The organism is Comamonas aquatica (assembly GCF_018064205.1).
GTDB lineage: Bacteria > Pseudomonadota > Gammaproteobacteria > Burkholderiales > Burkholderiaceae_C > Comamonas > Comamonas aquatica.
Window position 1 is genome coordinate 1779757 of sequence record NZ_CP072916.1, and the last position, 21742, is coordinate 1801498.

19 protein-coding genes and 7 pseudogenes are annotated in these 21742 nt (G+C 60.1%); 13 read left to right on the top strand and 13 right to left on the bottom strand.

What is annotated here, in order from left to right; translation table 11 throughout:
- The first annotated feature begins 48 nt into the window (after positions 1-48).
- Together KAQ61_RS08410 and KAQ61_RS08415 are read left to right on the top strand one after the other, a co-directional pair.
- Complete coding sequence (locus KAQ61_RS08410) at positions 49-720, top strand: aspartate/glutamate racemase family protein (protein ID WP_210931363.1); 672 nt, start codon at positions 49-51, stop codon at positions 718-720.
- 5 nt (positions 721-725) lie between these two features.
- Positions 726-2141, top strand: coding sequence for an FAD-binding oxidoreductase (locus tag KAQ61_RS08415; RefSeq protein ID WP_210931365.1), 1416 nt, complete (start codon positions 726-728; stop codon positions 2139-2141).
- 55 nt (positions 2142-2196) lie between these two features.
- Here the strand turns inward: KAQ61_RS08415 and KAQ61_RS08420 are convergent.
- Positions 2197-2406: pseudogene (locus KAQ61_RS08420) on the bottom strand (ATP-binding protein); the annotation flags it as partial.
- A gap of 67 nt (positions 2407-2473) precedes the next feature.
- Between KAQ61_RS08420 and KAQ61_RS08425 the strand changes: the two are divergent.
- Positions 2474-2707, top strand: a pseudogene (locus KAQ61_RS08425) (transposase); the annotation flags it as partial.
- 47 nt (positions 2708-2754) lie between these two features.
- Here KAQ61_RS08425 and KAQ61_RS19020 read toward each other — a convergent pair.
- Positions 2755-2880, bottom strand: a pseudogene (locus KAQ61_RS19020) (helix-turn-helix domain-containing protein); the annotation flags it as partial.
- Positions 2881-3016: 136 nt separating this feature from the next.
- Positions 3017-4357, bottom strand: a complete 1341-nt coding sequence (locus KAQ61_RS08435) for an integrase family protein (protein WP_210931367.1) — start codon at positions 4355-4357, stop codon at positions 3017-3019.
- 400 nt (positions 4358-4757) lie between these two features.
- Here KAQ61_RS08435 and KAQ61_RS08440 point away from each other — a divergent pair, with 400 nt between their 5' ends.
- The 4 genes from KAQ61_RS08440 to KAQ61_RS18955 all read left to right on the top strand — a co-directional run bounded on the left by KAQ61_RS08440 (position 4758) and on the right by KAQ61_RS18955 (position 7501).
- Positions 4758-5426 carry a hypothetical protein gene (locus tag KAQ61_RS08440; protein WP_210931369.1) on the top strand — a complete coding sequence of 223 codons (669 nt, stop codon included), beginning with the start codon at positions 4758-4760 and terminating at the stop codon, positions 5424-5426.
- Between the two features lie 200 nt (positions 5427-5626).
- Complete coding sequence (locus tag KAQ61_RS08445) at positions 5627-5836, top strand: hypothetical protein (protein WP_042419516.1); 210 nt, start codon at positions 5627-5629, stop codon at positions 5834-5836.
- Positions 5837-5922: 86 nt separating this feature from the next.
- A complete protein-coding gene (locus KAQ61_RS08450) occupies positions 5923-7149 on the top strand; it encodes a plasmid recombination protein (protein ID WP_210931371.1) in 1227 nt (408 codons plus the stop codon).
- Positions 7150-7195: 46 nt separating this feature from the next.
- The gene (locus tag KAQ61_RS18955; RefSeq protein WP_276514461.1) at positions 7196-7501 is read left to right on the top strand and encodes an HGGxSTG domain-containing protein; all 306 of its coding nucleotides are present in this window, start codon (positions 7196-7198) and stop codon (positions 7499-7501) included.
- Between the two features lie 52 nt (positions 7502-7553).
- On the opposite strand, the gene KAQ61_RS08455 is transcribed toward KAQ61_RS18955, so the two are convergent.
- Complete coding sequence (locus KAQ61_RS08455; protein WP_210931373.1) at positions 7554-7913, bottom strand: hypothetical protein; 360 nt, start codon at positions 7911-7913, stop codon at positions 7554-7556.
- Between the two features lie 378 nt (positions 7914-8291).
- On the opposite strand from KAQ61_RS08455, the gene KAQ61_RS08460 reads away from it, so the two are divergent.
- The gene (locus tag KAQ61_RS08460; RefSeq protein WP_210931375.1) at positions 8292-8663 is read left to right on the top strand and encodes a hypothetical protein; all 372 of its coding nucleotides are present in this window, start codon (positions 8292-8294) and stop codon (positions 8661-8663) included.
- Between the two features lie 156 nt (positions 8664-8819).
- Here the strand turns inward: KAQ61_RS08460 and KAQ61_RS08465 are convergent.
- Positions 8820-9473: pseudogene (locus tag KAQ61_RS08465) on the bottom strand (IS3 family transposase); the annotation flags it as partial.
- A gap of 221 nt (positions 9474-9694) precedes the next feature.
- Between KAQ61_RS08465 and KAQ61_RS08470 the strand changes: the two are divergent.
- The 3 genes from KAQ61_RS08470 (at position 9695) to KAQ61_RS08480 (ending at position 11243) form a co-directional block, all read left to right on the top strand.
- On the top strand, positions 9695-10594 hold the full coding sequence (locus KAQ61_RS08470; RefSeq protein WP_210931377.1) for a helix-turn-helix transcriptional regulator: 900 nt from the start codon (positions 9695-9697) through the stop codon (positions 10592-10594).
- Complete coding sequence (locus KAQ61_RS08475; RefSeq protein WP_210931379.1) at positions 10591-10803, top strand: BrxA family protein; 213 nt, start codon at positions 10591-10593, stop codon at positions 10801-10803. The genes KAQ61_RS08470 and KAQ61_RS08475 overlap by 4 nt, the downstream gene beginning before the upstream one ends.
- An 83-nt stretch (positions 10804-10886) precedes the next feature.
- Positions 10887-11243 (top strand): integrase core domain-containing protein, encoded by a 357-nt coding sequence (locus tag KAQ61_RS08480; RefSeq protein WP_244983028.1) that lies wholly within the window; start codon positions 10887-10889, stop codon positions 11241-11243.
- A 131-nt stretch (positions 11244-11374) separates the two neighbouring features.
- Here the strand turns inward: KAQ61_RS08480 and KAQ61_RS18770 are convergent, their stop codons facing one another.
- Both KAQ61_RS18770 and KAQ61_RS18775 read right to left on the bottom strand, forming a co-directional pair.
- Positions 11375-11755: a transposase gene (locus tag KAQ61_RS18770; protein ID WP_244983029.1), complete on the bottom strand. Its 381-nt coding sequence runs from the start codon at positions 11753-11755 to the stop codon at positions 11375-11377.
- Between the two features lie 35 nt (positions 11756-11790).
- Positions 11791-12132 carry a transposase gene (locus KAQ61_RS18775; RefSeq protein ID WP_244983030.1) on the bottom strand — a complete coding sequence of 114 codons (342 nt, stop codon included), beginning with the start codon at positions 12130-12132 and terminating at the stop codon, positions 11791-11793.
- A gap of 206 nt (positions 12133-12338) precedes the next feature.
- Here KAQ61_RS18775 and KAQ61_RS08490 point away from each other — a divergent pair.
- Positions 12339-12470, top strand: a pseudogene (locus tag KAQ61_RS08490) (IS5/IS1182 family transposase); the annotation flags it as partial.
- 280 nt (positions 12471-12750) lie between these two features.
- Here the strand turns inward: KAQ61_RS08490 and KAQ61_RS08495 are convergent.
- Positions 12751-13059: pseudogene (locus KAQ61_RS08495) on the bottom strand (transposase); the annotation flags it as partial.
- 70 nt (positions 13060-13129) lie between these two features.
- On the opposite strand from KAQ61_RS08495, the gene KAQ61_RS18780 reads away from it, so the two are divergent.
- Positions 13130-14329 carry an IS256 family transposase gene (locus tag KAQ61_RS18780; protein WP_244983031.1) on the top strand — a complete coding sequence of 400 codons (1200 nt, stop codon included), beginning with the start codon at positions 13130-13132 and terminating at the stop codon, positions 14327-14329.
- 78 nt (positions 14330-14407) lie between these two features.
- On the opposite strand, the pseudogene KAQ61_RS08500 reads toward KAQ61_RS18780, so the two are convergent.
- The 5 genes and pseudogenes from KAQ61_RS08500 to KAQ61_RS08520 form a co-directional block, all read right to left on the bottom strand.
- A pseudogene (locus tag KAQ61_RS08500) lies at positions 14408-15823 on the bottom strand (CHASE domain-containing protein); the annotation flags it as partial.
- 710 nt (positions 15824-16533) lie between these two features.
- On the bottom strand, positions 16534-17589 hold the full coding sequence (locus tag KAQ61_RS08505; protein ID WP_274754046.1) for a DMT family transporter: 1056 nt from the start codon (positions 17587-17589) through the stop codon (positions 16534-16536).
- Between the two features lie 30 nt (positions 17590-17619).
- Positions 17620-18183, bottom strand: a complete 564-nt coding sequence (locus KAQ61_RS08510; RefSeq protein WP_210931383.1) for a hypothetical protein — start codon at positions 18181-18183, stop codon at positions 17620-17622.
- Positions 18184-18196: 13 nt separating this feature from the next.
- On the bottom strand, positions 18197-18574 hold the full coding sequence (locus KAQ61_RS08515) for a hypothetical protein (RefSeq protein ID WP_210931385.1): 378 nt from the start codon (positions 18572-18574) through the stop codon (positions 18197-18199).
- A 47-nt stretch (positions 18575-18621) separates the two neighbouring features.
- Positions 18622-21741 (bottom strand): efflux RND transporter permease subunit, encoded by a 3120-nt coding sequence (locus tag KAQ61_RS08520; protein WP_210931387.1) that lies wholly within the window; start codon positions 21739-21741, stop codon positions 18622-18624.
- Between the last annotated feature and the right edge of the window lies 1 nt (position 21742).

The window sequence follows — 21742 nt, forward strand, 5'->3', positions numbered from 1 at the left end:
AAGGTTGTCGGTAGATTTAAAGCACTTGCTGGACTTTGAAAGATTGCCGTGGCTTCTACGATTTATGTCATCAACCCCAACAGCACCAAAGCCGTCACACAAGGCTTTGATCAGGCACTGGAGCGCTTGCGTGTTCCTGGAGGGCCGCGCATTCAATGTCTTACCTTGGAAAGCGGCCCCGCAGGGGTGCAAACCCAGCTGGATGTGGAAAGTGTCACGCTGCCCTTGGTGCAAATGTGCTGCGAGCTACCCGACGATTGCGCAGCCGTGGTGATTGCCTGCTTCAGCGATCCAGGTCTGCACGTGGTGCGAGAAGTCATGCTCAAGGAGCGAGGTGTTCCCGTTTTTGGCATCAGCGAATGCGGCTTGCTGACGGCCATGACAATGGGACAGAAATTTGGGGTGATTGCCATTTTGCAAACGTCGATTCCCCGCCATTTGCGCACCTATGGCGCCATGGGTATCAACGATCGGCTCGCAGGTGAAAAAGCCATTGGTCTGGGCGTCACCGAAATGGCGGACAAGGCCACCACCTTGCAGCGCATGGTGGCCGTTGGCAATGATCTGGTACACAACCATGGTGCCCAGGTTCTGGTTATGGGTTGCGCCGGCATGGCCGATTTCCGCGACGAATTGCAGGCCGCTACCGGCGTGCCAGTGGTGGAGCCCACACAGGCTGCGGTCAGCATGGCCATGGGCCGTATCTTGCTGGGGTGGTGATATCTATGGCCATTGAACGTTTGCGCAAGCATTTGCTCGGTGCCCTCGGCACTGATGCACTGCTGAGCGATGCTGCAGACACCGCACCTTACTGCACCGACTGGCTGAACAAATGGCACGGTAAAGCAGCCATGGTCGTGCGCCCTCAGAACACCCAGCAGGTTGCGTATGTCCACAAGATGTGCGCTGAGTTGCGTATTCCTATCGTGACCCAAGGTGGCAATACCGGCATGAGTGGTGGTGCAACCCCCAACGACAGCGGCGACCAGGTCGTCATCAGCATGACCCGCATGCAGCGCATACGCAGCATCGATCCTCTGAACCAGACCATGACGGTAGATGCCGGCCTGTTGCTGGCCCATGCGCGAGAGGCAGCCTGCAACGTTGGCATGCAGCTACCCATGGCCCTTGGTTCCGAAGGCAGCTGCACCATAGGAGGGAATATTGCCACCAATGCAGGAGGCATTCATGCCCTGCGCTGGGGCACGATGCGCAATTTGGTACTGGGTCTGGAAGTGGTGTTGCCTGACGGGCGTATCTGGAATGGCTTGCGCGGGCTGCGCAAGGACAACACCGGCTATGACTTGAAGCATTTGTTTATAGGTTCCGAAGGAACGCTGGGAACCATCACATGCGCTGTGCTGCAGTTACAGCCTGCAGACAAGAAGCGAGCCTGTGCATGGCTGCATGCATCACAGCTGAGCGATTTGACCGAAGCCTTGAGCCTGCTGCGCAGCCAATGCGGTGCCAACCTCTGTGCCTTTGAAATGCTGGAGCACCAGGCCATACAGCTGATCCAATCGCAGCTGTCTGACATGCGTTGCCCCATCCCAAGTGACCATGGTTTTCATACCCTGGTGGAGCTTGCCTCGCCAGACACTTTGGACTTGCAGACCCGACTGGAAGACGCGCTTGTGCAATGGCTCGAAAAGGATGACAAGCGCCAGGCAGTCATGGCCCACAATGCTTCACAGATACAGCAGATGTGGAAGCTGCGCGAAGGCATTTCTTTGGCACAAAAACAATTTGGTTTTGCCATCAAACATGACATTGCGCTGCCAGTTTCTGCATTAGAGAGCTTCTGTTCCAGCGCAACCGCGTATGTCAAAAATTTACCAGCAGCTTATGAAGCACAGCTGATCAATTTTGGCCATTTGGGCGATGGCAATCTGCACTTCAATGTCTTGCTACCGCACCATGCATGTCCTGAAGACAAGGCCACACTGGTACGACAGATCAACCGCTATGTGCATGATCTGGTGCACCACCTGGGCGGCAGCATCAGTGCAGAGCATGGCATTGGGCAATTGCGTCGTGAAGACAATCGCCGCTATAAAAACCCGGAAGAAATGGATCTGATGCTGCACATTAAAAGAGCGCTGGATCCCAACCTCATCATGAACCCTGGCAAGTTGCTGTAACGGATTTGCCCCATAAAAAAAGGTTCATCACGGAATGTCGGGGTAGTTGCCCCTCAGTCAAGCGGTCCAGCAGGGCCGTGGTCATCTTGGCGTCGCCAAACACGCTGGCCCATTCGCTAAAGCTCAGGTTGGTGGTGATCACCACGCTGGTGCGTTCGTAAAGCGTCGAGAGCAGATGAAACAGTAGCGCACCACCAGATGAGCTGAAGGGCAGATAGCCCAGCTCATCGAGTATCACCAGATCCGTATGCACCAGCCTGTGGGAGGGTGTGCAGAATTTTGTGTAAACGGACAATTCACCGCAGGCGCAAGTCTGCATGTCCGTAAGCACAATGACAACCAAGAAACACGAAGTCCCTGAAGAACTGCTGGCGAAACTGCTGGCTGATTACAAGAAACCTGAAGACCTGATCGGCGAGAACGGCCTGCTCAAGCAGCTGACCAAGCTGCTGGTAGAAAAGGCGCTGGACGCCGAACTGACCGAGCACCTCGGCCACGACCGACTCGAACCTGTGGTCAACACCGGCGGCAACACTCGCAACGGCAAGAGCAGGAAGACGCTCAGGATGGCCATCATCTGCCCCAAGCTGACGGCGGAAGGGTCCTTCTCAATCGCAGCGATTCTGGATTGCGTGACTTGGAGCAAGCTCGCCAATCCAGCTTGGCTCATGCCTTTGGCTTTACGCAGCGACTTCAGGTGCAAACCAAGGTGCTGCGGAAAATTCAATGTGTAGTCCATCTCCCCCCCACGAGCAAAATCATTTCAAAGTGATAAATGCAAATTATCACTTTTAAGTGATTTTTGCAAATAATCACTCAAGAGTGATGCTCATAGGGCCCGGCGATAGGATCTCGCGCTGTGGCAACCAAGTAGATCACTTCACGATGCGCAACCTGGCCGCCTCCTGAGGCGCTTCAAATTGGACGTTGGCCAGCTCCAGGATGTACGCTTCGATGCGCTGCGCAAACGGCCGCAACGCATCAATACTGCGCGGCCGATAGCCCTCTGCCGTGGCACTGGGCTTGTGCCCCATGATCTGCGCAATTGCACCTGCAGGTGCACCTGCGGCTTCCCCCAGCAACGAAAAAGAGCGACGCAAGCCGTGGAATGTCAAATGACCAATTCCCGCACTGCGTAGCGCCAAGGCATGGCTTGCGCGAGCGTCTGTAATCCGCCCCGCTTTACCGGTACTGGCGAACACATACGTACCGACACGCGGTAAACGCATGAGTAGTTGCGCCAAATACGGGGTCAGCGGAATGACGCGGACCTCATCCACCTTGTCGGCCAAGGTCAACTTGCTCCAGCGGAAATCCACCTGCTGCCACGTCAAAGCGGCCACTTCTTCGCGGCGTGCCCCTGTCAGGAGCAAAGTTCTTAAATAAGCGCTGGCGGTTTGGTTGGACAACTGCTCGACCCCACTCCACCAGCTTTGCACCTGCGCTGCCTCCAAAGCATCGGTCCGCCGAACACTAGCAGGCAAGCTTTCCACAATCGCAGGGGCTTTGCCGGCATCACGGTCCACCAACGCCCGATATTCGGTTTGAGCTGCACACCAGCGAAGAAAGCCACGAAACATCATCAAGGCACGTGCAGCTTGGTGCTTACCTGTGATTGCTTCCCGGTCAAACCACACCTTCAGCGCATCTTCTGTCACACCAGACAGGGGCAATGCCAGAAGAGGAAAAAGTGGGCCGGGGCGCGTCAGTCCAGTACCGCGCTTTTTTGGCTCTCCACCGGGGAGCGCCATTGCATGAAGGTCTGCCAAGTAGCGCGGCTTCCAAGCATCCCGGCGCTTTGGTCTACCGTTCTCCAAATACAACGGCCAGATATCTCCTACTGTCAGAGCTTTGGCTTTGGCCTGCTGTCGCTGGGCGTCCTGCTCTGCCCTGTGCTGACGCTCCAGCTCGCGTGGGTCTTGGCCTTGGTCAACTGTCAATGCCAATTTCCGCGCCTCAGTGCGCGCTTGCTCGATGCTCCATACAGCTGGGGGGCCGATAGTCTTACTCAAGAAGCTGCCCTCTTTGGTTTTACGCTGAAAAACAAAAGCCTTTGCACCTTTATCAGTAGCACGAACCGCTAGGCCAGGCACTTCACTGTCACGTAAAAACACTTTCGCCTTACCTTCAGGGCAGCTCAGCCGCTCGATCAGCCCAGCGGTAAGTGCGTGGCGCTGACTCAGGTCTATAGGCGCATCTTTCTTGGGTCGGGCCATAGTCACCAATCTTTCTCATACAGTAAACAAAGGGGCTGCCTGCACTCATACATCCATCATGCATCCCTCATGCATACCAATTCACTATATTTTGGCGAACTCCAATCAACACAACAACTGTATTTAAGCACAGATCAATTTCAATAAGTCATTGATTTATATAAAAATATCAACACAAACAAACACAACCAAACGTTCAATCCCCGTCATTCGTAATGAGAAGGTCGCGTGTTCGATTCATGTCTCCGGCACCATTGAAATAAAGAAACCCCGCTATGTTTTGCATAGCGGGGTTTTGTTTTTTCCGACGATGTAAGGGCGGATGTAAGACGATTTTTTAGATGGCTGGCGCTGGCCTGCGCCAGCCACTCAACCCAAACCGCGCAAGGAGACTGGATTCGTGCCCCCGTTTGACAAGACCCGTACCACCACCGAACTGCCGAGTTTGCCCATCGAGTGCGCCCCACATGTGGACCTCGAACTCACGGAACAACAAGCGCGCACCATGCTGGCCATCCAGGCCAAGACCGAGCAGCTCAAGCAAACACTGCGACAAGACCCTTTGTGGGGCACTCCGGTGTATCTGCCGCCCAGGGGTTTTCCGCTCAAGCCAGAAACTAGCGAGCAGGTGCTTGCCGAGCAGTTGCCCTGGCCTGCCCTGCTGACGCTAGCCAATTGCGCCGAGGAAACAGCCTCACTCGCCCAGTGCTCCGTTAAAGAACTGCTGCTGTATGCCATCCAGATCTGCCCGTACCAGCATGTGGCCATCTTGATTCAATATTTGTCGCACAAAGAAGGCGTCCAAGCATCCGCCAAGGCGTTGAGCCCTTACATCCGACAGCTGAGAGACAAAGAAGCCCGCATCAAAGCAGGCGCCCGCAAAGGGGCTGACAAATCAGCGCACACGCGGCGCAAGCAATCCAAGGTACCTGCGCCACAAGATCTCAAGCGTGAAGCAGACAAGTTGATGGCCAGCCACTATGCGAAGCAGGACGTGGCAGGTATTTTGGCCAAGCGCTACGACGTCACGCCGACGACCATCCGCCGCAAGCTGAATGCCGCCACATAACAGACGCTTCGTTTAGAGCGGCCCCTGCCAGCTCGATGGCAGGTTTTCTGCCGACTGAATTGCAGGGCTTGGATCGGTGAGCACCTGCAATCTGAATCTCTGTTGCCATCACAAAAATACGAACATGTAGGGGGCTCATGTTCGTCGTGACTTTCAAAGTCGCGGCCATCACAACTTCTTCAACTCAGAGGAATACAACGATGGCCTACTTTGTTGCACACCCCGTCCGCCTGGACGAAGAAACCCGCTCCCACATCACTACCGCCGAGGCGGCTTTCCACCTCAACCGCTCCGAGCAGACTCTGCGCCTGTGGGCCTGCAAGGAAACGGGGCCGCTGCGCCCTGCCCGCATCAACAACCGCTTGGCCTGGTCGGTCGCCGAGCTGCGCCGCGTTTTGGGTATCCACTAAACCGCTGCCCCGCCATGCGTTCGCTGGCCCTCTCCCACCCAGCCGTGCTTGTCACGGCTGGGTTCATTTGAGGGGCACGCGTGCAGATGGACCGCCGAACACGCCCTGCCAACCTGCTGGTGCGCTTTGCCAAGCTCAAGGGCCCCACGGCAGCGCTGCGGGCGGCTCGGCACAATCTGCGCGAGCTGGCCTTGACGCCCAACATCACCCCAGGCCAGCAGCATCTCAACTTCGTCTTGCTCGGGCACCAGACGGCTGATGCGGTCAACGCCGCCTACAAAGCACAGCTGGAAGCAGCAGGCATCGACAAGCTGCGCGTGGATGCCGTGCGCCTGATCGAGGCCTTGGTCAGCCTGCCTGTGGGCATCCACGATGACGAATGCGCGTACTTCCAAGCTGCTTTGGACTGGATGGCCACAGAGTTTGGCAGCGCCAACCTCCTGAGCGCGGTCGTGCACAAGGATGAAAGCGCACAGCACATGCATGTGCTGATCGTTCCCCTGGTCCACGGGCGGATGCAAGGCTCGGATTTACTGGGCGGTAAAGCACAGCTGCGTGCGCGCTTGGCGCGCTTTGAACAAGCCATGCAGCCCCACGCAGCCGCTTTAGGCCTGCTGGACCATTCCGAGATGGCGCTGACGGCAGAACAAATGGCCGGGGAAGTCATTCGCGCACTCCAGCACTGCAAAGACCCGATGTGGAAAAGCTGCGTGGCCCAACTGCTTCGCAACTGCATCGAAGAAGCTCCCCAGGCGTTTTATGCAGCCCTGGCGCCGATGTTGGGGCCCGCCGACACCCTGAGCCCGCCTCGCCCTCGTTGCCGCCCCAAGCGCACGAAAACGATGGCTGAGTTTTTTACCAAGCCGATTGCCAAGCTCCGTGGCGCGGCTGCGGAGCGCTACCGCCAAAGCCCGGAATACCAGCGTGCCCACATCACGGCACCTGCACGGCCCAAGCCTGCTGCCAGCATGGTGGGCACCCGTGGCATCTCAGACGCCTCGCGCAGTTCCTCGCCTCCCGTGCATGTTGTGACTGCACTGAAACTGCCCGCCTTGCCGCAGCGAACCCTATGCTCTGTAGGGTTCGTTGGCGCTGGTCCCACTTGGCCCATCCATGCCAGCCTTGGCATCCTGGCCCAGCCTCGACCGGCATTCCAGGCAAGCATCTCCAGGGTACGGGCAGCACCAATCCCATCGTGGCCGGCCGCAAAGTACCCGCAACCGACTCTTCAACGCACCAGTTGGCTGGTGGCGACAGTGCCGCTGAACTGCATGCTTTTGCAATGGTGGCTGCTCAAAGCGCGAGTGCCCTGAGATTGGACGACGCACAAATTCGTTCAATTGCAAGACAAAGGCCCCCATGCACCAACCCACTCAACGACATGCCATACCGGCGCCAGCATCTGGCAATCAGAGCGCTGATCACGAACCTGCGTCCGTCCATCTCCACAGCGACTGCTGTGGCGCGAGGACGCGCAAGGGCACTCCCTGCAAAAGCAGGGTCCTGTATCGCGGCGGACGCTGCAAGTTGCACGGCGGCTTGTCCACGGGACCCAAAACCAAAAAGGGCAAGGCTGCCAGCCGCCGTAATGGAAAGAAAGGTGGGCGCCCCAGGAAGAACCGACAAACTGAACGCAAAGGCACTGCGAAAAACCCAACCCCATGAGAACCAGACAAAACTTGACATTTCCAAGGTACAAAAACTTGAAAATGCTGCGCTAGATTGTTGGTGGCTGGTGGGTCACTGTGAGATGGAAATCAAGCTGAACGACACCGACCGCATGCTGGCGAGTGGGGTGCTTGGACACGATGGATTGTTTGACCAGCAGCTGGCCCCCAGCCTGAACCAGATCGCCACGATGCGGCGTGCCCTGGTGGATGCCAAGATTCAGGAATACTGCCTGCGTGGTGGTATCGACCTGTGCTGCCGCGTGGCGGTCGAAGAAGTCCTGGCCGAAATGGCGCAGACCACGCACAAGCTGAATTTCGTGCAACCGCGCCATCGTCGCGATTCGCTCCTGACTGCGCCAGCATGTGCCCGGCTTCCGTGCGCTGGCGCTGTCCGACGCCGAAATCATCAGCGACTACATCCTGCCGGCCCGCGCCTTTGTGGAGCGTAGCGGCCCTGGTGGTGGCCAGCGGGTCGAGCCCAGTTTCAGCCGCAGCACCATGAAGTCAGTCGATGCCAACATTGCCCGCGGCAGCGAGGCCATGAACAAGGCCATCTTGGAAAAGGCGGACCAGCACCGCGCCATGCACCGCGCGGGCTTGGGCTCGGTGGACTTCGTGTGGGGGGATGACAAGCGCGGGATCGCCCACATTCTGGCGCAACGTCAGGCCAAGGACGGCATGACACGTCAAGGGCGATCCAGCTGCTGGAAGAAGGCCTTGTTCAGACCATTGCGAAGGGGGAGGAAGCGCGCCGGATCGAGGTGGGTAACTCTACGTCCCTGCACTTGGACTACCAGGGGCAGCGCGCTATTTGGGTCCGGTCAGGTGGCAACAATGCATGGCTGCTGACCGGCTTTCAGATTCGGGTGCCCGGTGGCCAAAAGGAAGGATTTGATTCCAAGAAGCCTACGCAAACCGCCACTACACCTAAGCGTGACGGCCTGGGAGCGAGCACTGGAAATATTGTCGCGGACAGCTCAGATGCTTGCAATGCAGTGTTCAGCCGCTTGCAAAGCACGGTGCTGGTTGAGATTTGCGCGCGCAACAGCCTGTTCTCGGCCCAGGTCCAGTTTGTTTCGCTGCTGCTGGACCGGCAGAACGCAGCGCTTGACCTGTATCGGGGGCTGGGCAGCGGTAGGCAGGCTCCAACCGGGTAGGGGTGCCGACGGCGCTTCTTTGATCCGCTTCACCCTGCATTCCAGATTGCAGAAAAGCAGCAACCTAGTTTGCTGGAAACCAGCAAACTGGATTGCGAGAAACCAGCAAACTGAGACTGACCTTGCCCGTGTCCCGTGTAGTTCTTAGCCCAACGGTTACGCGGCCTTTTTTCGCTGTGCCTCGTACCAGCGTTGCTCGAACTGCATCGGGCTGAGATAGCCCAGCGACGAATGCAACCTGCGGTGATTGTAGAAAGCCATCCAGTCCATTACAGCCCGCCTGACCTCCTCACGGGTGGCGAATTTGTGACCATGGACGCTGGCAGTTTTCAGCCGGCCCCAGAAGCTTTCCGTCGGGGCGTTATCCTAGCAATTGCCCTTTCTGCTCATCGATGAGCGCATGCCCCAGCCCCTCAAGGCACCCTGGAACTCTGCGCTGCAATATTGGCTGCCCCTGTCGCTGTGGAATATCAAACCAGCCGCTGGGCGCCGGCGCCACCAAGCCATGGCAAGTGCGTCCTTGACCAGGCTGGTCTGCATATTGGGCTGCAGGCTCCAGCCCACAACCTGGCGGCCAAACAGGTCGATGACAGCGGCCAGGTACAGCCAGCCCTCGTCGGTGGCGATGTAGGTGATGTCGCCACTCCAGAGCTGGCTGGGCGCCTCGGGATTGAAGCGTCGCTGAACCAGGTCGGGCTCGACCGGCAGGCTATGGCGACTGTCGGTGGTGACCACGAACTTGCGTTTCGTCCTGACCTTGATGCAGTGTTGCTGCATGAGCTTGCGAACTCGGTCTTTGCCTACCCGGATAACGGCGCCTGTCATTGGGGCCATAGCAGGCGCCGTTGCCCCATTTCAAAGCTGTTGCCACGCGAGTTTTGAGGCTCGCCTTCAAAGCGCGTCGCCGAACGTGGTTCAGCAGCTCAAGTCTGCAGCCATTTGGTCGTCATGTTCGTATCTTTTTGATACCAAAATGACTTCTTTAGGATAGAATATTGAGATCTTTCTTCCTCAGAGTCGCCTCCCCCACCATGCAAGCTGATCCGGCAGCCGAACTGCCCCAATCCCAAAGGGACCGGCTCAAGCACATCGAGCTGCGGTTACGCTTCCTTGGCGAGGTTCGACGGCCTGATTTGATGCAGCGCTTTGGCATCCAGTCGGCGGCAGCTTCGCGGGATCTGGCGCTGTACAAAGAGCTGGCACCAGAGAACGTTGACTACGAAAACCGTGGCAAACGCTACCTCCTAGGGGCCGGGTTCTCGCCACTGTTTGCCGTGCCATCGGCCCAAGTTCTAGGCTGGCTGACTGAGCAGCTGGGGGACGCTACCGCCCCCTCGTCTGAAGCCCTGCTGCCGTGCCTCATGCCCTCCAGGCTCTCCTACCCGGGGCTGGAAACCCTGGCCTGCATCACGCGCGCCATTCACATGGGGCAGGTGCTCAGCATCTACTACCACTCGGTGAGCAGCGGCGAGTCTTCACGTGAAATCGTGCCCTTTGCGCTGCTGGACACGGGCCTTCGTTGGCATGTGCGCGCGTTCGATCGCAAGTCGCAGACTTTCCGAGACTTTGTTCTGACCCGTATCAGCAAGCCCACTCCAAAGCTGGGCGACGAGGCAGCGCGCCATGAGCTCCCAGAGCAAGACGTTCAGTGGACACGCATCGTCGAGTTGGACTTGGTGCCTCACCCGGATCAACCTCATCCCGAAGTCACGCACATGGACTACGACATGCCAGAGGGCGTGTTGCGGCTGAAATTGCGAGCAGCACTGGCTGGGTATGCCCTGCGCAAATGGAGCGTGGACTGCTCCCCGGGTCATAGCCTGAGAGGGCCCGAGTACCGCCTCTGGTTGAAGGACCACCTTGCCTTGTACGGCGTCGAGACCGCTGTGCTGGCGCCTGGCTATCCCAGCAGCAAAGGCAGCGCCACATGACCGAGCGCTACCGGCTGTCCTTCACAACTGGCGGACTCTTCTTGCAAGAGTCCGCCATCGCCGCTGCGTCCTTTTTGCAGCTGGGTGACTGGACAGCTACGCGCGCTCAACTCCGGGTTGAGAACCTGCTGCAGGTACGCACATCGGCTGCGGCAATCCGCCAAGCATCGGGGCTGCCAATCGTGATGCGAATGTCTTTGCCCGCATAACTGCCCTGGAAAACATAAGAAGGCTTGCCATTGGGTGTCGCGCGCAACCCCAGTCCTGGGGACGTGGAGTCCCACAGGAAGGCTTGCTTTTTGTCAGGCAGGCGTTGATTGCCAGGTACGGCTGTCTGGGCAAGGTCCGGCACCCGTTCCTGTTGAGGTCAGACAACGGTCTGGTGTTCACCAGCCGCAGCTACACGGCCTTGGTCAAAAGCTATGGCCTGCAGCAGGAGTTCATCACCCCGTACAGCCCGGAGCAAAACGGCATGGTCGAGCGCGTGATCAGAACGCTCAAAGACCAATGCGTGCACCGCCACCGCTTCGAGACACTGCAGCACGCCAGTCGTGTGATCGCAGATTGGATCGGCTTTTATAACCACCGGCGCCCTCATCAGGCGCTGGGCATGAAGACCCCCGCTGAGGCTTATGCTTTAGCAGCCTGACCTGTGCAGAAACCGCTGGGTCAATACATAGCTTCCGTGCAGCTCACTCGAAGTTGCTGCGCAACTCCAGCGCCACATCAGAGAAGCATTACGCTGAGCTTCCTTTTGAGGATTGCTAAGGCCTGTTCAGATTACCTCAGATGTTCGCAAATCAAAGCCATTGAGACGAAGGTCACGTACACAACATCGAGCTTGTCATAGCGCGTGAAGACGCGCCGGTAAGCCTTGATCCGCCGGAACAAGCGCTCGATCTCATTGCGCTGGCTGTATCGTCGTTTGTCTAGTTGCCAAGGGCGTTTGCGCAGTGGGTGCGCAGGGACGACAGGTATCAAGTTGCGCTCCAGTGCCTCAGCTCGTAACTCATCGCCGCCATAGGCGCTGTCCATCAGCAGATACACAGGTGCATCTTGGACGCTAATGGCTTCAATGAGGTGACGGCCTTCGGGCCCATCACCGGCTTGACCTGCTGTCAGGCTCCATACCAAAGCATCCCGGCAGCTGGCGGCCACCATGTGAATCTTGCTGCTCCAGCCACCCCGGCTCCTGCCTATGGCTTGTGGACCGTTTTTTTGCGAGCCCCACAGCCATCGGGGTGAACTTTGACGATGGTTGAATCCAGACTTAACGCTTGGACACACCACTGACTAAGTCGGTCCTGCTGCAAATGTGCAAGTACTTCTACCAAGACACCGCTGTGCGCCCATCGGTACAGACGCATGTAAATCGTATGCCATGGGCCGAATCGAGTTGGCAGTGCGCGCCATTTACAGCCGTTACTGGCCATGTAAGCCAGCGCATTGAGCAAGCGATAGTGACTGATACGGCGACTGCCCCGGGGCTTGGGTAACAGGTGGCGGATGCGCTTGAATTGAGAGCGAGAGATGTACATGCAGGGGCTGGATTGTCAGTGCCTGCATGAGCAGTCAACTATTAATGTGAACACGCCCTAACCCTGCGCAACATCAGCCAGAAGTGGAGCATGCCTATCCGGGATTGGAAGGCTGCGCTGACCCGCTTTACCATTCAGTTTGGGGACCGCATCTCCGTCAACTGAAGTCCGAACCGTTTACACAAAAACTTGGACACGCCCAGGATTGCATCAAACGACTGGGCGGACAGGTCATGTCCAGAACATTTGAGCGCCAAGTCAATGAGCTGCATATTCGGGCAGCCATGTTGAATCGATTTGCAGAACTGGGCCGTCCTCAGACGGTAGGGGTGGCGTAGCCACGGTTGAGGTTTGGGGTTGCTCGCCTCAAATTTATGCAACAGCGCCCAGCTACATCGAAATGTTCTACAACCCCACCGCAGTCCAGAAGGCAGCCATGGCAAGCCCCATACCTTTGCGCAATATTTGGCTGCTGTTTTTGTATGCGGCCGATTTGGTGCAATTCAAAGATGCCACCAAGGTAGAGGCAGAGAACGCCCGCAATTTGCCAGAGTTGCTGGCCAGGCTGCTGACGAAGGTGGTCCAGCAACGCCTACGCCGCAATTTGAGCCGTGGTTACCCGATCCAACGTTTCCAGATACTTCGCCCCAGCCTTCGACATGCAGCGATCGCCGCATTTCGATGCACAAAGGCTTTGCCTTTGCGTATTCGAGCATTCTTGCGAGGAGGAATAATGGGAATACCTCCTCGCTTGATGACTTCTTCATGGACTGGTTGCGTGTCGTAAGCGCCGTCGCCCGTTAGGCTCTCCAGCACCTCATCTTCTGGCAATTGCTGCAGCAAATCCGGTATCACTGCTGCATCACTGACGTTGTTGGATGTCACGCAGATAGCCCTGACCTGTAGCGTCTGGGCATCAATGCCAATGGAGGGTGTGCAGAATTTTGTGTAAACGGCCAATCAACAGCCGGCGCAAGCCGGCCTATCCGTGAGCACAATGAACACCAAGAAACACGACGTACCCGAAGAACTGCTGTCCGGCCTGCTGGCCAACTACAAGAGGCCCGAAGACCTCATCGGCGAGAACGGCCTGCTCAAACAGTTGACCAAGCTGCTGGTGGAGCGAGCCCTGGACGCCGAACTGACCGAACACTTGGGCCACGAACGCAACGAGGCAGTGTCCAACCCCGTTGGCAATACCCGCAACGGCAAGAGCAAGAAGACCCTCAAGGGCGATTTCGGTGAACTGCCCATCGAGGTACCCCGCGACCGCCATGGCAGCTTCGAGCCTCAGCTCATTCCCAAGCACCAGACCCGCTGGGCCGGCTTCGACGACAAAATCATCTCGCTGTACGCCCGCGGCATGACGGTGCGCGAGATACAGGCCCACCTCGAAGAGATGTACGGCACCGAAGTCTTACCCAGCCTGATTTCCTCGGTGACCGACGCCGTGGCCGATGAGGTCAAGGCCTGGCAGGCCCGGCCGCTGGAGCCGCTTTACCCAATCGTTTACCTGGACTGCATCCACGTGAAGGTGCGCGAGGGCGCTGTGCGGGTCAAGGCGGTGTACCTGGCCATTGGCATCACCATGACGGGCGACAAGGAGGTGCTGGGCCTGTGGCTGGCGCAGACCGAGGGTGCCAAGTTCTGGCTGCAGGTGGTCACCGAACTGCGCAACCGGGGCGTGCAGGACATCTTCATTGCCTGTGTCGACGGGCTCAAAGGTTTCCCCGAAGCGATTGAAGCGGTGTTCCCCAAGGCGGTGGTGCAGCTGTGCATCGTTCACATGGTGCGCCACAGCCTGAACTACGTGTCCTGGAAGCGCCGCAAAGAAGTAGCTGCCGACCTGCGCCGTATCTACACGGCCGCCACCGCCGAGGAGGCCGAGCTGATGCTCGGTGAATTCGAGCAGCGCTGGAATGCCGAGTACCTACCCATCGGCCAGTCCTGGCGCAGGAACTGGAGCCGCTTGACCCCGTTCTTTGACTACCCGCCGCAAATCCGCAAGGTCATCTACACCACCAATGCCATCGAGTCGGTGAACATGGGCCTGAGGAAGCTGACCAAGAACCGGGGCTCGTTCCCCAGCGACGAGGCGCTGACCAAGCTGTTCTACTTGGCCCTGCGCAACATCAGCCAGAAGTGGACCCTGCCCATCCGGGATTGGAAGGCTGCCCTGACCCGCTTCACCGAGTAAGACCCGGTTGGGTAGATCGGTCAATACGTCATGATGCGCTCGATGGTGATAGGTATCCAGCTCCTGTCTGGACCGGCTGATGTCCTGATGGGTACCGTACATGATGAGAGGCTTGCCATCCCGATCCCATTTCCCCACCTTCCCGCGGTCCAGCACCCAGATCCAGTGCCCATCCTTGTGGCGCATCCTGGCCTCACACTCGTAGAACGGTAACTCCCCCGCAAAGTGCTGCTTGAGCAGCTGTTCTGACTTTTGCAGATCTTCCGGATGCGTGAGCTTTGCCCAGGTGACGATGGAGATCGGCTCAAGCTCTTGGAGCTTGTATCCAACGATCCTCGCCCATTCCTCATTGAAGACGGTTTCACCGCTCTGGACATTCCACTCCCAGGTGCCGACCCGGGTGCCTTCAAGAATGGCACTCAATCGAGACCTCTCCAGAGACAGGTCTTCTGTCATCGCGCGGGCCGCCGCTTCTGCCCGGGACCGACCCGACACCAGCAAAAACATCAGCCCAGCCAGCATGGCACTGAGCAAGACACCGGTTACCGCGATCACGATCGGTAGCCCTCTGTCCACCCGTTGCAGAAGGCTCGTGCTGCCATGCAGGCGAACGGTCCAGGTTTGTCCCATCATGCGCAGCCGATGCACCGATTCAAACCCTGGACGGATATCGGTACGCCCTGAACTGCCAAAGTGAGTTCGTGTCGCTTCAACCATCTCTTCGCCGTCGAAGATGTCGATGATCAGGTCACGCTCCTGCTCTCCGAGGAGACCCTGCAGGAAGTCTGTCATGCGAAACGGTGCATAGACCCAGCCGCGCAGTTGTTCCCGGCGCTCTGCTACGGTTGCCGCTGGCTGGTCAGTAGCGTAGATCGCCTGGTAGATCAGGAACCCCGACTGCTCCTGAACCCCCGTTTCCTGCTGGAGACGCACACGCCCCGAAAGCGCGATGGCACCCGTATCTACCGAGCGCTGCATGGCCTCGCGCCGCACGGGTTCTGAATACATGTCGAAGCCGAAGGCACGCAGGTTGCGTCCCGAAAACGGCTCCAGATACACGATCGAGGAATACAGGTCTCGTTGGCCTGCTGGTTGCACCGTGTAAGAGGGAAAGCCTTCGGCGCGGACCTGATCGATGTGGGTTTGCAGATCGGCAGGCCGGATGGCCCTGGCGAAGCCCACGCCTTGGATGCCAGGCAGGTACTGGTCCAGAGCCTGGCGATCGGAATACCTTCGGAAATCTTCACGTCCGACATCATCATGCACATCAAAGAACCCGGCCGTGCCCCGCAGGACCTGCCGGTAGGTGGCCATGCGGTTCTCGATGCGCTCAGCAGCCTCCCGGGCGCGGAAGTCGAAGTAGACCTGTTGTCGTTGATCGACGGACTCGACGATGAGTTGGTAAAGCACTACGGTGGAGCACAGGCCGATCAAAAAAACCACAAGAGGGATTAGCCTCGGCGACAGTCGGCTTGGTTTGCCAGAGGGGATCATTCGCTATGCCGTCTTGTTGATTTTCCAAAGCTTAAACGCTAGGCCGGCTTGCGCCGGCTGTTGATTGGCCGTTTACACAAAATTCTGCACACCCTCACCCCATAGCTGAAGAGGCTCTGCGCAGGCAAGAGGATGCCGAGCGCAGGCGTATTGCAGATGCGGCAGCTCCCCAAGGTATCTGCCCAAACTGCGACGCCAAGATCAGCGTTTATGCTGAGACTTGCCCAGGCTGCAAAGCTTTCTTTGGTATGGGCTCGTCCTGGTCAGTAAAACCCCTGAACACGTGAAAGTAAGACTCGTTTGAAAGCCACCAAGTTGGCTGGCACGGGCGGGGAGTTTGCTACACATCCGAAATACTGTATAAATAAACAGAATTTACTAGCAGGCTGTCATACCACCCACCTGCCGTCCTTTCAACGCTACCCCATCTTGGTCCCGAGATGGGACTTGCGCATATCGCCTCACAGGTTCAGGAAGCGATTACGCTTGACAGTTTTTCGCCACCGCTGCGGCTAGTCTTGAACCGCGTGCAGGCGGGATTTCAATTCCCGGCTACGGACTACATCGAAGAAGGTCTCGACCTCAACGACCATCTGGTCCACCACTGCGCCGCTGACCAGCAGCAATCGGCCAGAAGCGGACGGAGGCCTCGATCACCTGAAGCAGTCAGTCCACAAGCCTCACGATCCAGGCTTGGTGCACCCGCAGACTCAGTGGCCGTGCCGATGGTGCGCGTCCGGGAAGTGTGCGTGCGCGTGGGTCAGGGGTTCGTGCCGATGGGGATGTGAGTGGCGGCCAGCGACGGTACCCTCTGCGTGCTCGTGCTGGTGGTGCTCGTCGTGCTCGTGCTCATGGTCATGCTCCTCGGCATGGTGGGCATGCGCGTGGTCATGACGCTCGGTCAGATGCAGCCACACCCCAGCGGCCATCAAGGCACCCGCCAACAGCAGACCCGGCGTGACCGGCTCGCCAAGCCAAGCCACCGCAAGCGCTGCGCCAAAGAAGGGTGCCACCGAAAAGTACGCTCCCGTGCGGGCGGTACCCAGGTACCGCAGCGCCACCACGAACAGGGTCAGGCTGATGCCGTAGGCCCCGAGTCCGAGCAGCAACGCACCGGCCAGCCACGGCACTGGCGGCAAGGACGCGCCGACGGCCAGTCCGAGTGCCAGGTTCACGCTGCCCGCGACAAGCCCCTTGATCGACGCAATCCACGTCGCCTCGGCGAGCGCCACCTTGCGGGTCAGGTTATTGTCCACCGCCCAGGCCGCGCAGGCGCCCAGCACGGCCAGCGCAGGCCAGGCCTCGCCGATGCGCGCCTCGCCGGGCCAGCTCAACACCAGCGCGCCGGCGACGATGGCCACCATCCCGAGTGCAATGCGCCGATCGAAGTTCTCCTTGAAGACAGACCACGCCAGCAAGGCCGTGAACACGCCCTCTGCATTCAACAGCAAGGATGCGCCCGACGCGGGCATGCGCGACAAGCCGAACATCAGCAACAGCGGGCCTACGACCCCGCCCGCGACCACAGCGCAGGCGAGCCAGCCCCGTTGATTGGCTGCTAGCTTCACCGGTTCAGCGCGCGTGAAAAGGCGCCACAGCGCCAGCCCGACGCCGGAGCCCAGGTACAACAGTCCCGCGAGCAGCCAGGGATCCACGGTGCCCAGCAGCTGCTTGGCCATCGGCGTGCCGGCGCCAAACAGCGCCGCAGCCGCCAGCGCTGCGGCGACACCCGGATGAAACAAGGAGCTTCGGATCGTGGGGGTCACGGTGGTGTCAGGTGTCGGGATGCGTTCGCGTCAACGCCGGAGGTCGAGATCGGCCACGAGTTTCGACGCCTGCGCCCGCGATTTGACCTCATCGGTCTGAGCGGCCTCCCAGCTGAAGCTCGTTCCCCAGGTCCAACCCGAACCAATGAGTTCGACGACGCGCAGGTCACCGGCTCGTCCCTGGACACTGATGTCCACGCTTCGGCCCTCCCATTGCGCCGACAGGCGGTGTTCGCCCGGCTTCAGGCGCAGGCGGGCCAGAGACTCGGGAATGGTTGCGATGCTGGCCGCGCCGTCCACCGTCACGGGCACCATCAGGCTGGCATCCGCCCAGCGGCGGCGCAGCACGTACACGGTCAGGGACGCCGGATCGGCCTCGAAGCGCTTGGCATCGGCTTCGACGGCATCGGTCGGAACCGCCGTCGGTGTGCAGGTCAGTTTGGGGCGGTAGCTCTTGCCGATGCGATAGCAGTAGGTGCCGTCGGCATTGACCGGGCGGAGGGGCTTCGTCATGCAACCGGACAGGGGCACGAGGCCCGCTGCCGCCAGGCCGATCAGCAGGGTCCTGCGCTGGGGGAGTTGGGCTTTGCTCATGTTCGAGCCCGCCCTACTTCAGCGCAAACCGCACGGTTCCTGACGGCTTGCCGGCGATCGTGACGATGGCGACCACCTTGGTGCCAGGGCCCACCTTGAAGCTGCCCGTGGCCTCCAGCTTGTCGCCGGCCGGCTTGAGTTCGACCTCCTGCTTCTCGGTGCCGCTGAGCAGTGTCAGCTTGGCGCTGGCCTTGGACACGTCGACCGGCTTGCCGTGGTCACGCAGGTGCAACTGGATCGCAGCCGGCTTGGCGACCAGTTCGTAGTCCATGTCCTTGGCCTCGGTGACCACGCCGCCATGCTTGGGGCTGTGATCGTGTGCGCCTCCGGCATGGGCGGCGCTGGCCAAGGCGAGAGCGATGACGGCGGCAGCGTAGAGCTTGGCTTTCATGAGTTTCCTTTCAGTGGAGTGGGAACAGGGAATCGTTGAGATCGCGCTCACAGCGCTTCGGCGTCCTTGGCATCCATGAGCTTCTCTGCCGGCTTGCGGCCGAACAGCCAGAACATGGCGGGCGTGAGGAAGGTGTCGAGCAGGGTCGAGCTGATGAGCCCGGAGAAGATCACCACGGCTACCGGGTGCAGCACCTCTGTGCCGGGACGTTCGGCCTCGAACAGCAGCGGTGCCAGCGCAAAGGCCGTGACCAGCGCCGTCATCAGCACCGGGCTCAGCCGCTCCAGCGAGCCGCGCACGATCATCTTCTGGTCGAAGTGCTCGCCCTCGAAGCGCATCAGGTTGATGTAGTGGCTGACCTTCAGGATGCCGTTGCGCACCGAGATGCCGGCCAGCGTGACGAAGCCGACCATGGCGGCCACGCTGAGCGGTTGGCCCGACAACCACAGCCCGATCACCGCGCCCACCAGTGCCAGCGGGATGTTCACCATGATCAAAGCCGAGAGCACGGCGCTCTGGTAGCGCGTGTACAGCACCACGAACATCAGCGTCAGCGACACGATGGACAGCAATCCGATCAGTCGCGATGCTTCCTCCTGCGCCTGAAACTGCCCACCCAGCGTGATGAACATGCCCTCGGGCAGCTTCGTCTCGGCGGCCACCTTGCGGATGTCGGCCACGATCTCCGACAGCGGCCGGCCCGAGGCGTTGGCCGACAGCACGATGCGCCGTTTGCCGTCGTCGCGGCTGATCTGGTTGGGGCCGTCGCTGTCTTCGACGCTCGCCACCTTCGACAGCGGGATCCGCCCGCTGGGGGTCTCGATGAGGATCTGGCTCAAACCCTCGATCGAACGCGCCGACTCCGGCAGCCGCACCACGAGCGCAAAGCGGCGGTTGCCCTCGACGATCTGCGCCACTCGCTCACCTTCCACCAGGCCCTGCAGCGTGGCCAGAATCTGCGGCGCCGGCACGCCATACTGCGCCGCGGCCGCGTAGTCCACGCGCACCTTGATCTGTGGCGCGAGCACCTGCTTCTCGATCTGCAGGTCAGCAATGCCCGGGATGGTGGCCAGCTTGGCACGCAGTGCATCAGCCTGGCCGCGCAGGGCGTCCAGGTCTTCGCCGTAGATCTTGATCGCGATCTGCGAGCGCACACCCGAGAGCATGTGGTCGATGCGGTGCGAGATTGGTTGGCCGACCTCGATGGCAGCAGGCAGGTTGACCAGTCGACTGCGGATGTCGGCCCGGACCTCGTCCATGGTGCGCGTCAGCTGCTCCGCTGGAACGATGCCGACATCGAGCTCGCTGACGTGCACACCCTCGGCGTGTTCGTCGAGTTCAGCCCGACCGCTGCGCCGGCCGACGTGCGTGACCTCCGGCACTTGCGAGATCAGCACCTCGGCCTGCCGCGCCAACGCCGAGCTCTCGGTGAGCGTGACACCGGGGTTCAGGCGGATGCCCACCAGCAATGTGCCTTCGTTGAAGGGCGGCAGGAAGGTCGTGGGGAAGAAGGGCACGGCGGCACCCGCCACCAGCACCGCCATGCCGGCGGCTGTCAGGGCAGCCTTGGGGCGGTTCAGCACCGCCTGCAGGCCGCCGCGGTAGCGCTTCTTCAACCAGGCCAGGGCGCGCGTGTCACCGTGGTCCAGCGTCTTCAGGCGGGGCAGCAGGTAGTAGCTGAGCACCGGCGTCACCGTCACCGACACCAGCAGCGACGCCAGCGTCGAGGCGATGAAGGCCACGCCCAGCGGCACGAACAGCCGCCCTTCAATGCCTGGCAGCGCGAACAGCGGCAGGAACACCAGCACGATGATGACGGTGGCGTACAGGATGCCCGAACGCACCTCCATGGAGGCCTTGGCCACCAGCTGCAGCGGGTGCAGGCGGTGCTGTGGGTGGCGCGCCCGGTCCTCCTTCAGCCGGCGCATGATGTTTTCCACATCCACCACGGCGTCGTCCACCAGGCCGCCGATGGCGATCGCCAGGCCACCCAGCGTCATCGTGTTGATCGACAGGCCGAAGTAGCGGAAGACCAGCGCGGTGATGAAGATCGACACCGGGATCGCCGTCAGCGCGATCACGGTGGGCCGGACCGTGCCGAGGAAGAAGAACAGGATCACCGCGACGAAAACCGACGCGCCGATCAGCTTGCCTTGCAGCGTGGTGATCGAGGCCTCGATGAAGCTGGCCTGCCGGAACGTCACGCGCGGTGCTTCCATGCCCGCGGGTAGCGAAGCCTTCAGCCCTGTGAGCGCTTCTTCGATGGTGCGCGTGAGCGCGATGGTGTCGGCGGTGGGCTGCTTCTGGATGCCCAGGATGACCGCCGGCTTGCCTTCGAAGCCGCCCTCGCCGCGCTTGATGGCCGCGGCGAAAGTCACCTCGGCGATCTGCCGCAGCAGGATCGCTTGACCACGGTTGCTGCCCACGGCCAGGTTGCTCAGGTCTTCCAGCCGCGAGGTGCGGCCCAGGTGGCGGATGAGGTACTCGCGCCCGTTGAGCTCCAGGAAGCCGCCTGAGGTGTTGGCCGAGAAGCCGCGCAGCGCCGCCGCCAGCTGGTCGTGCGTGATACCGAGTTCGGCCATGCGTGCCGTGTTCGGCTGCACCTGGAACTGCCGCACCTCGCCGCCGATGGGGATGACCTGCGCGACGCCGGGCACCGCCAGCAGCCGGGGCCGAAGCACCCAGTCGGCGTACTCGCGCACGGCCATCGGGCTGATCTTCTTCTCGTCGACCGGTATCGCGATCTGCATGATCTCGCCCATGATCGAGCTGATCGGCCCCATGCGCGGCACCAGGCCTTCGGGCAGGCCTTCTTCCATCGCCGACAAGCGCTCGGCGACCAGCTGGCGGGCGCGATAGATGTCCACGCTCCAGTCGAAGGTAACGTAGAGGAAGGACAGGCCAGCCGACGAGGTGGAGCGCACGCTCTCCACACCCGGCAGGCCGTTCATCGTCGTCTCCAGCGGGAAGGTGATCAGCTGCTCCACCTCTTCGGCGGCCATGCCGCCGGCCTCGGTCATGATCGTGACCGTGGGCTTGTTGAGGTCGGGGAACACGTCCACCGGCGTGCGCGTCAGCGTGAACGCGCCATAGACCATCAGCACGACGGCCGCGATCAGCACCAGCAGCCTGTTGGCCAGGCTGTTTTCGAGTAGCCACTTGAACATG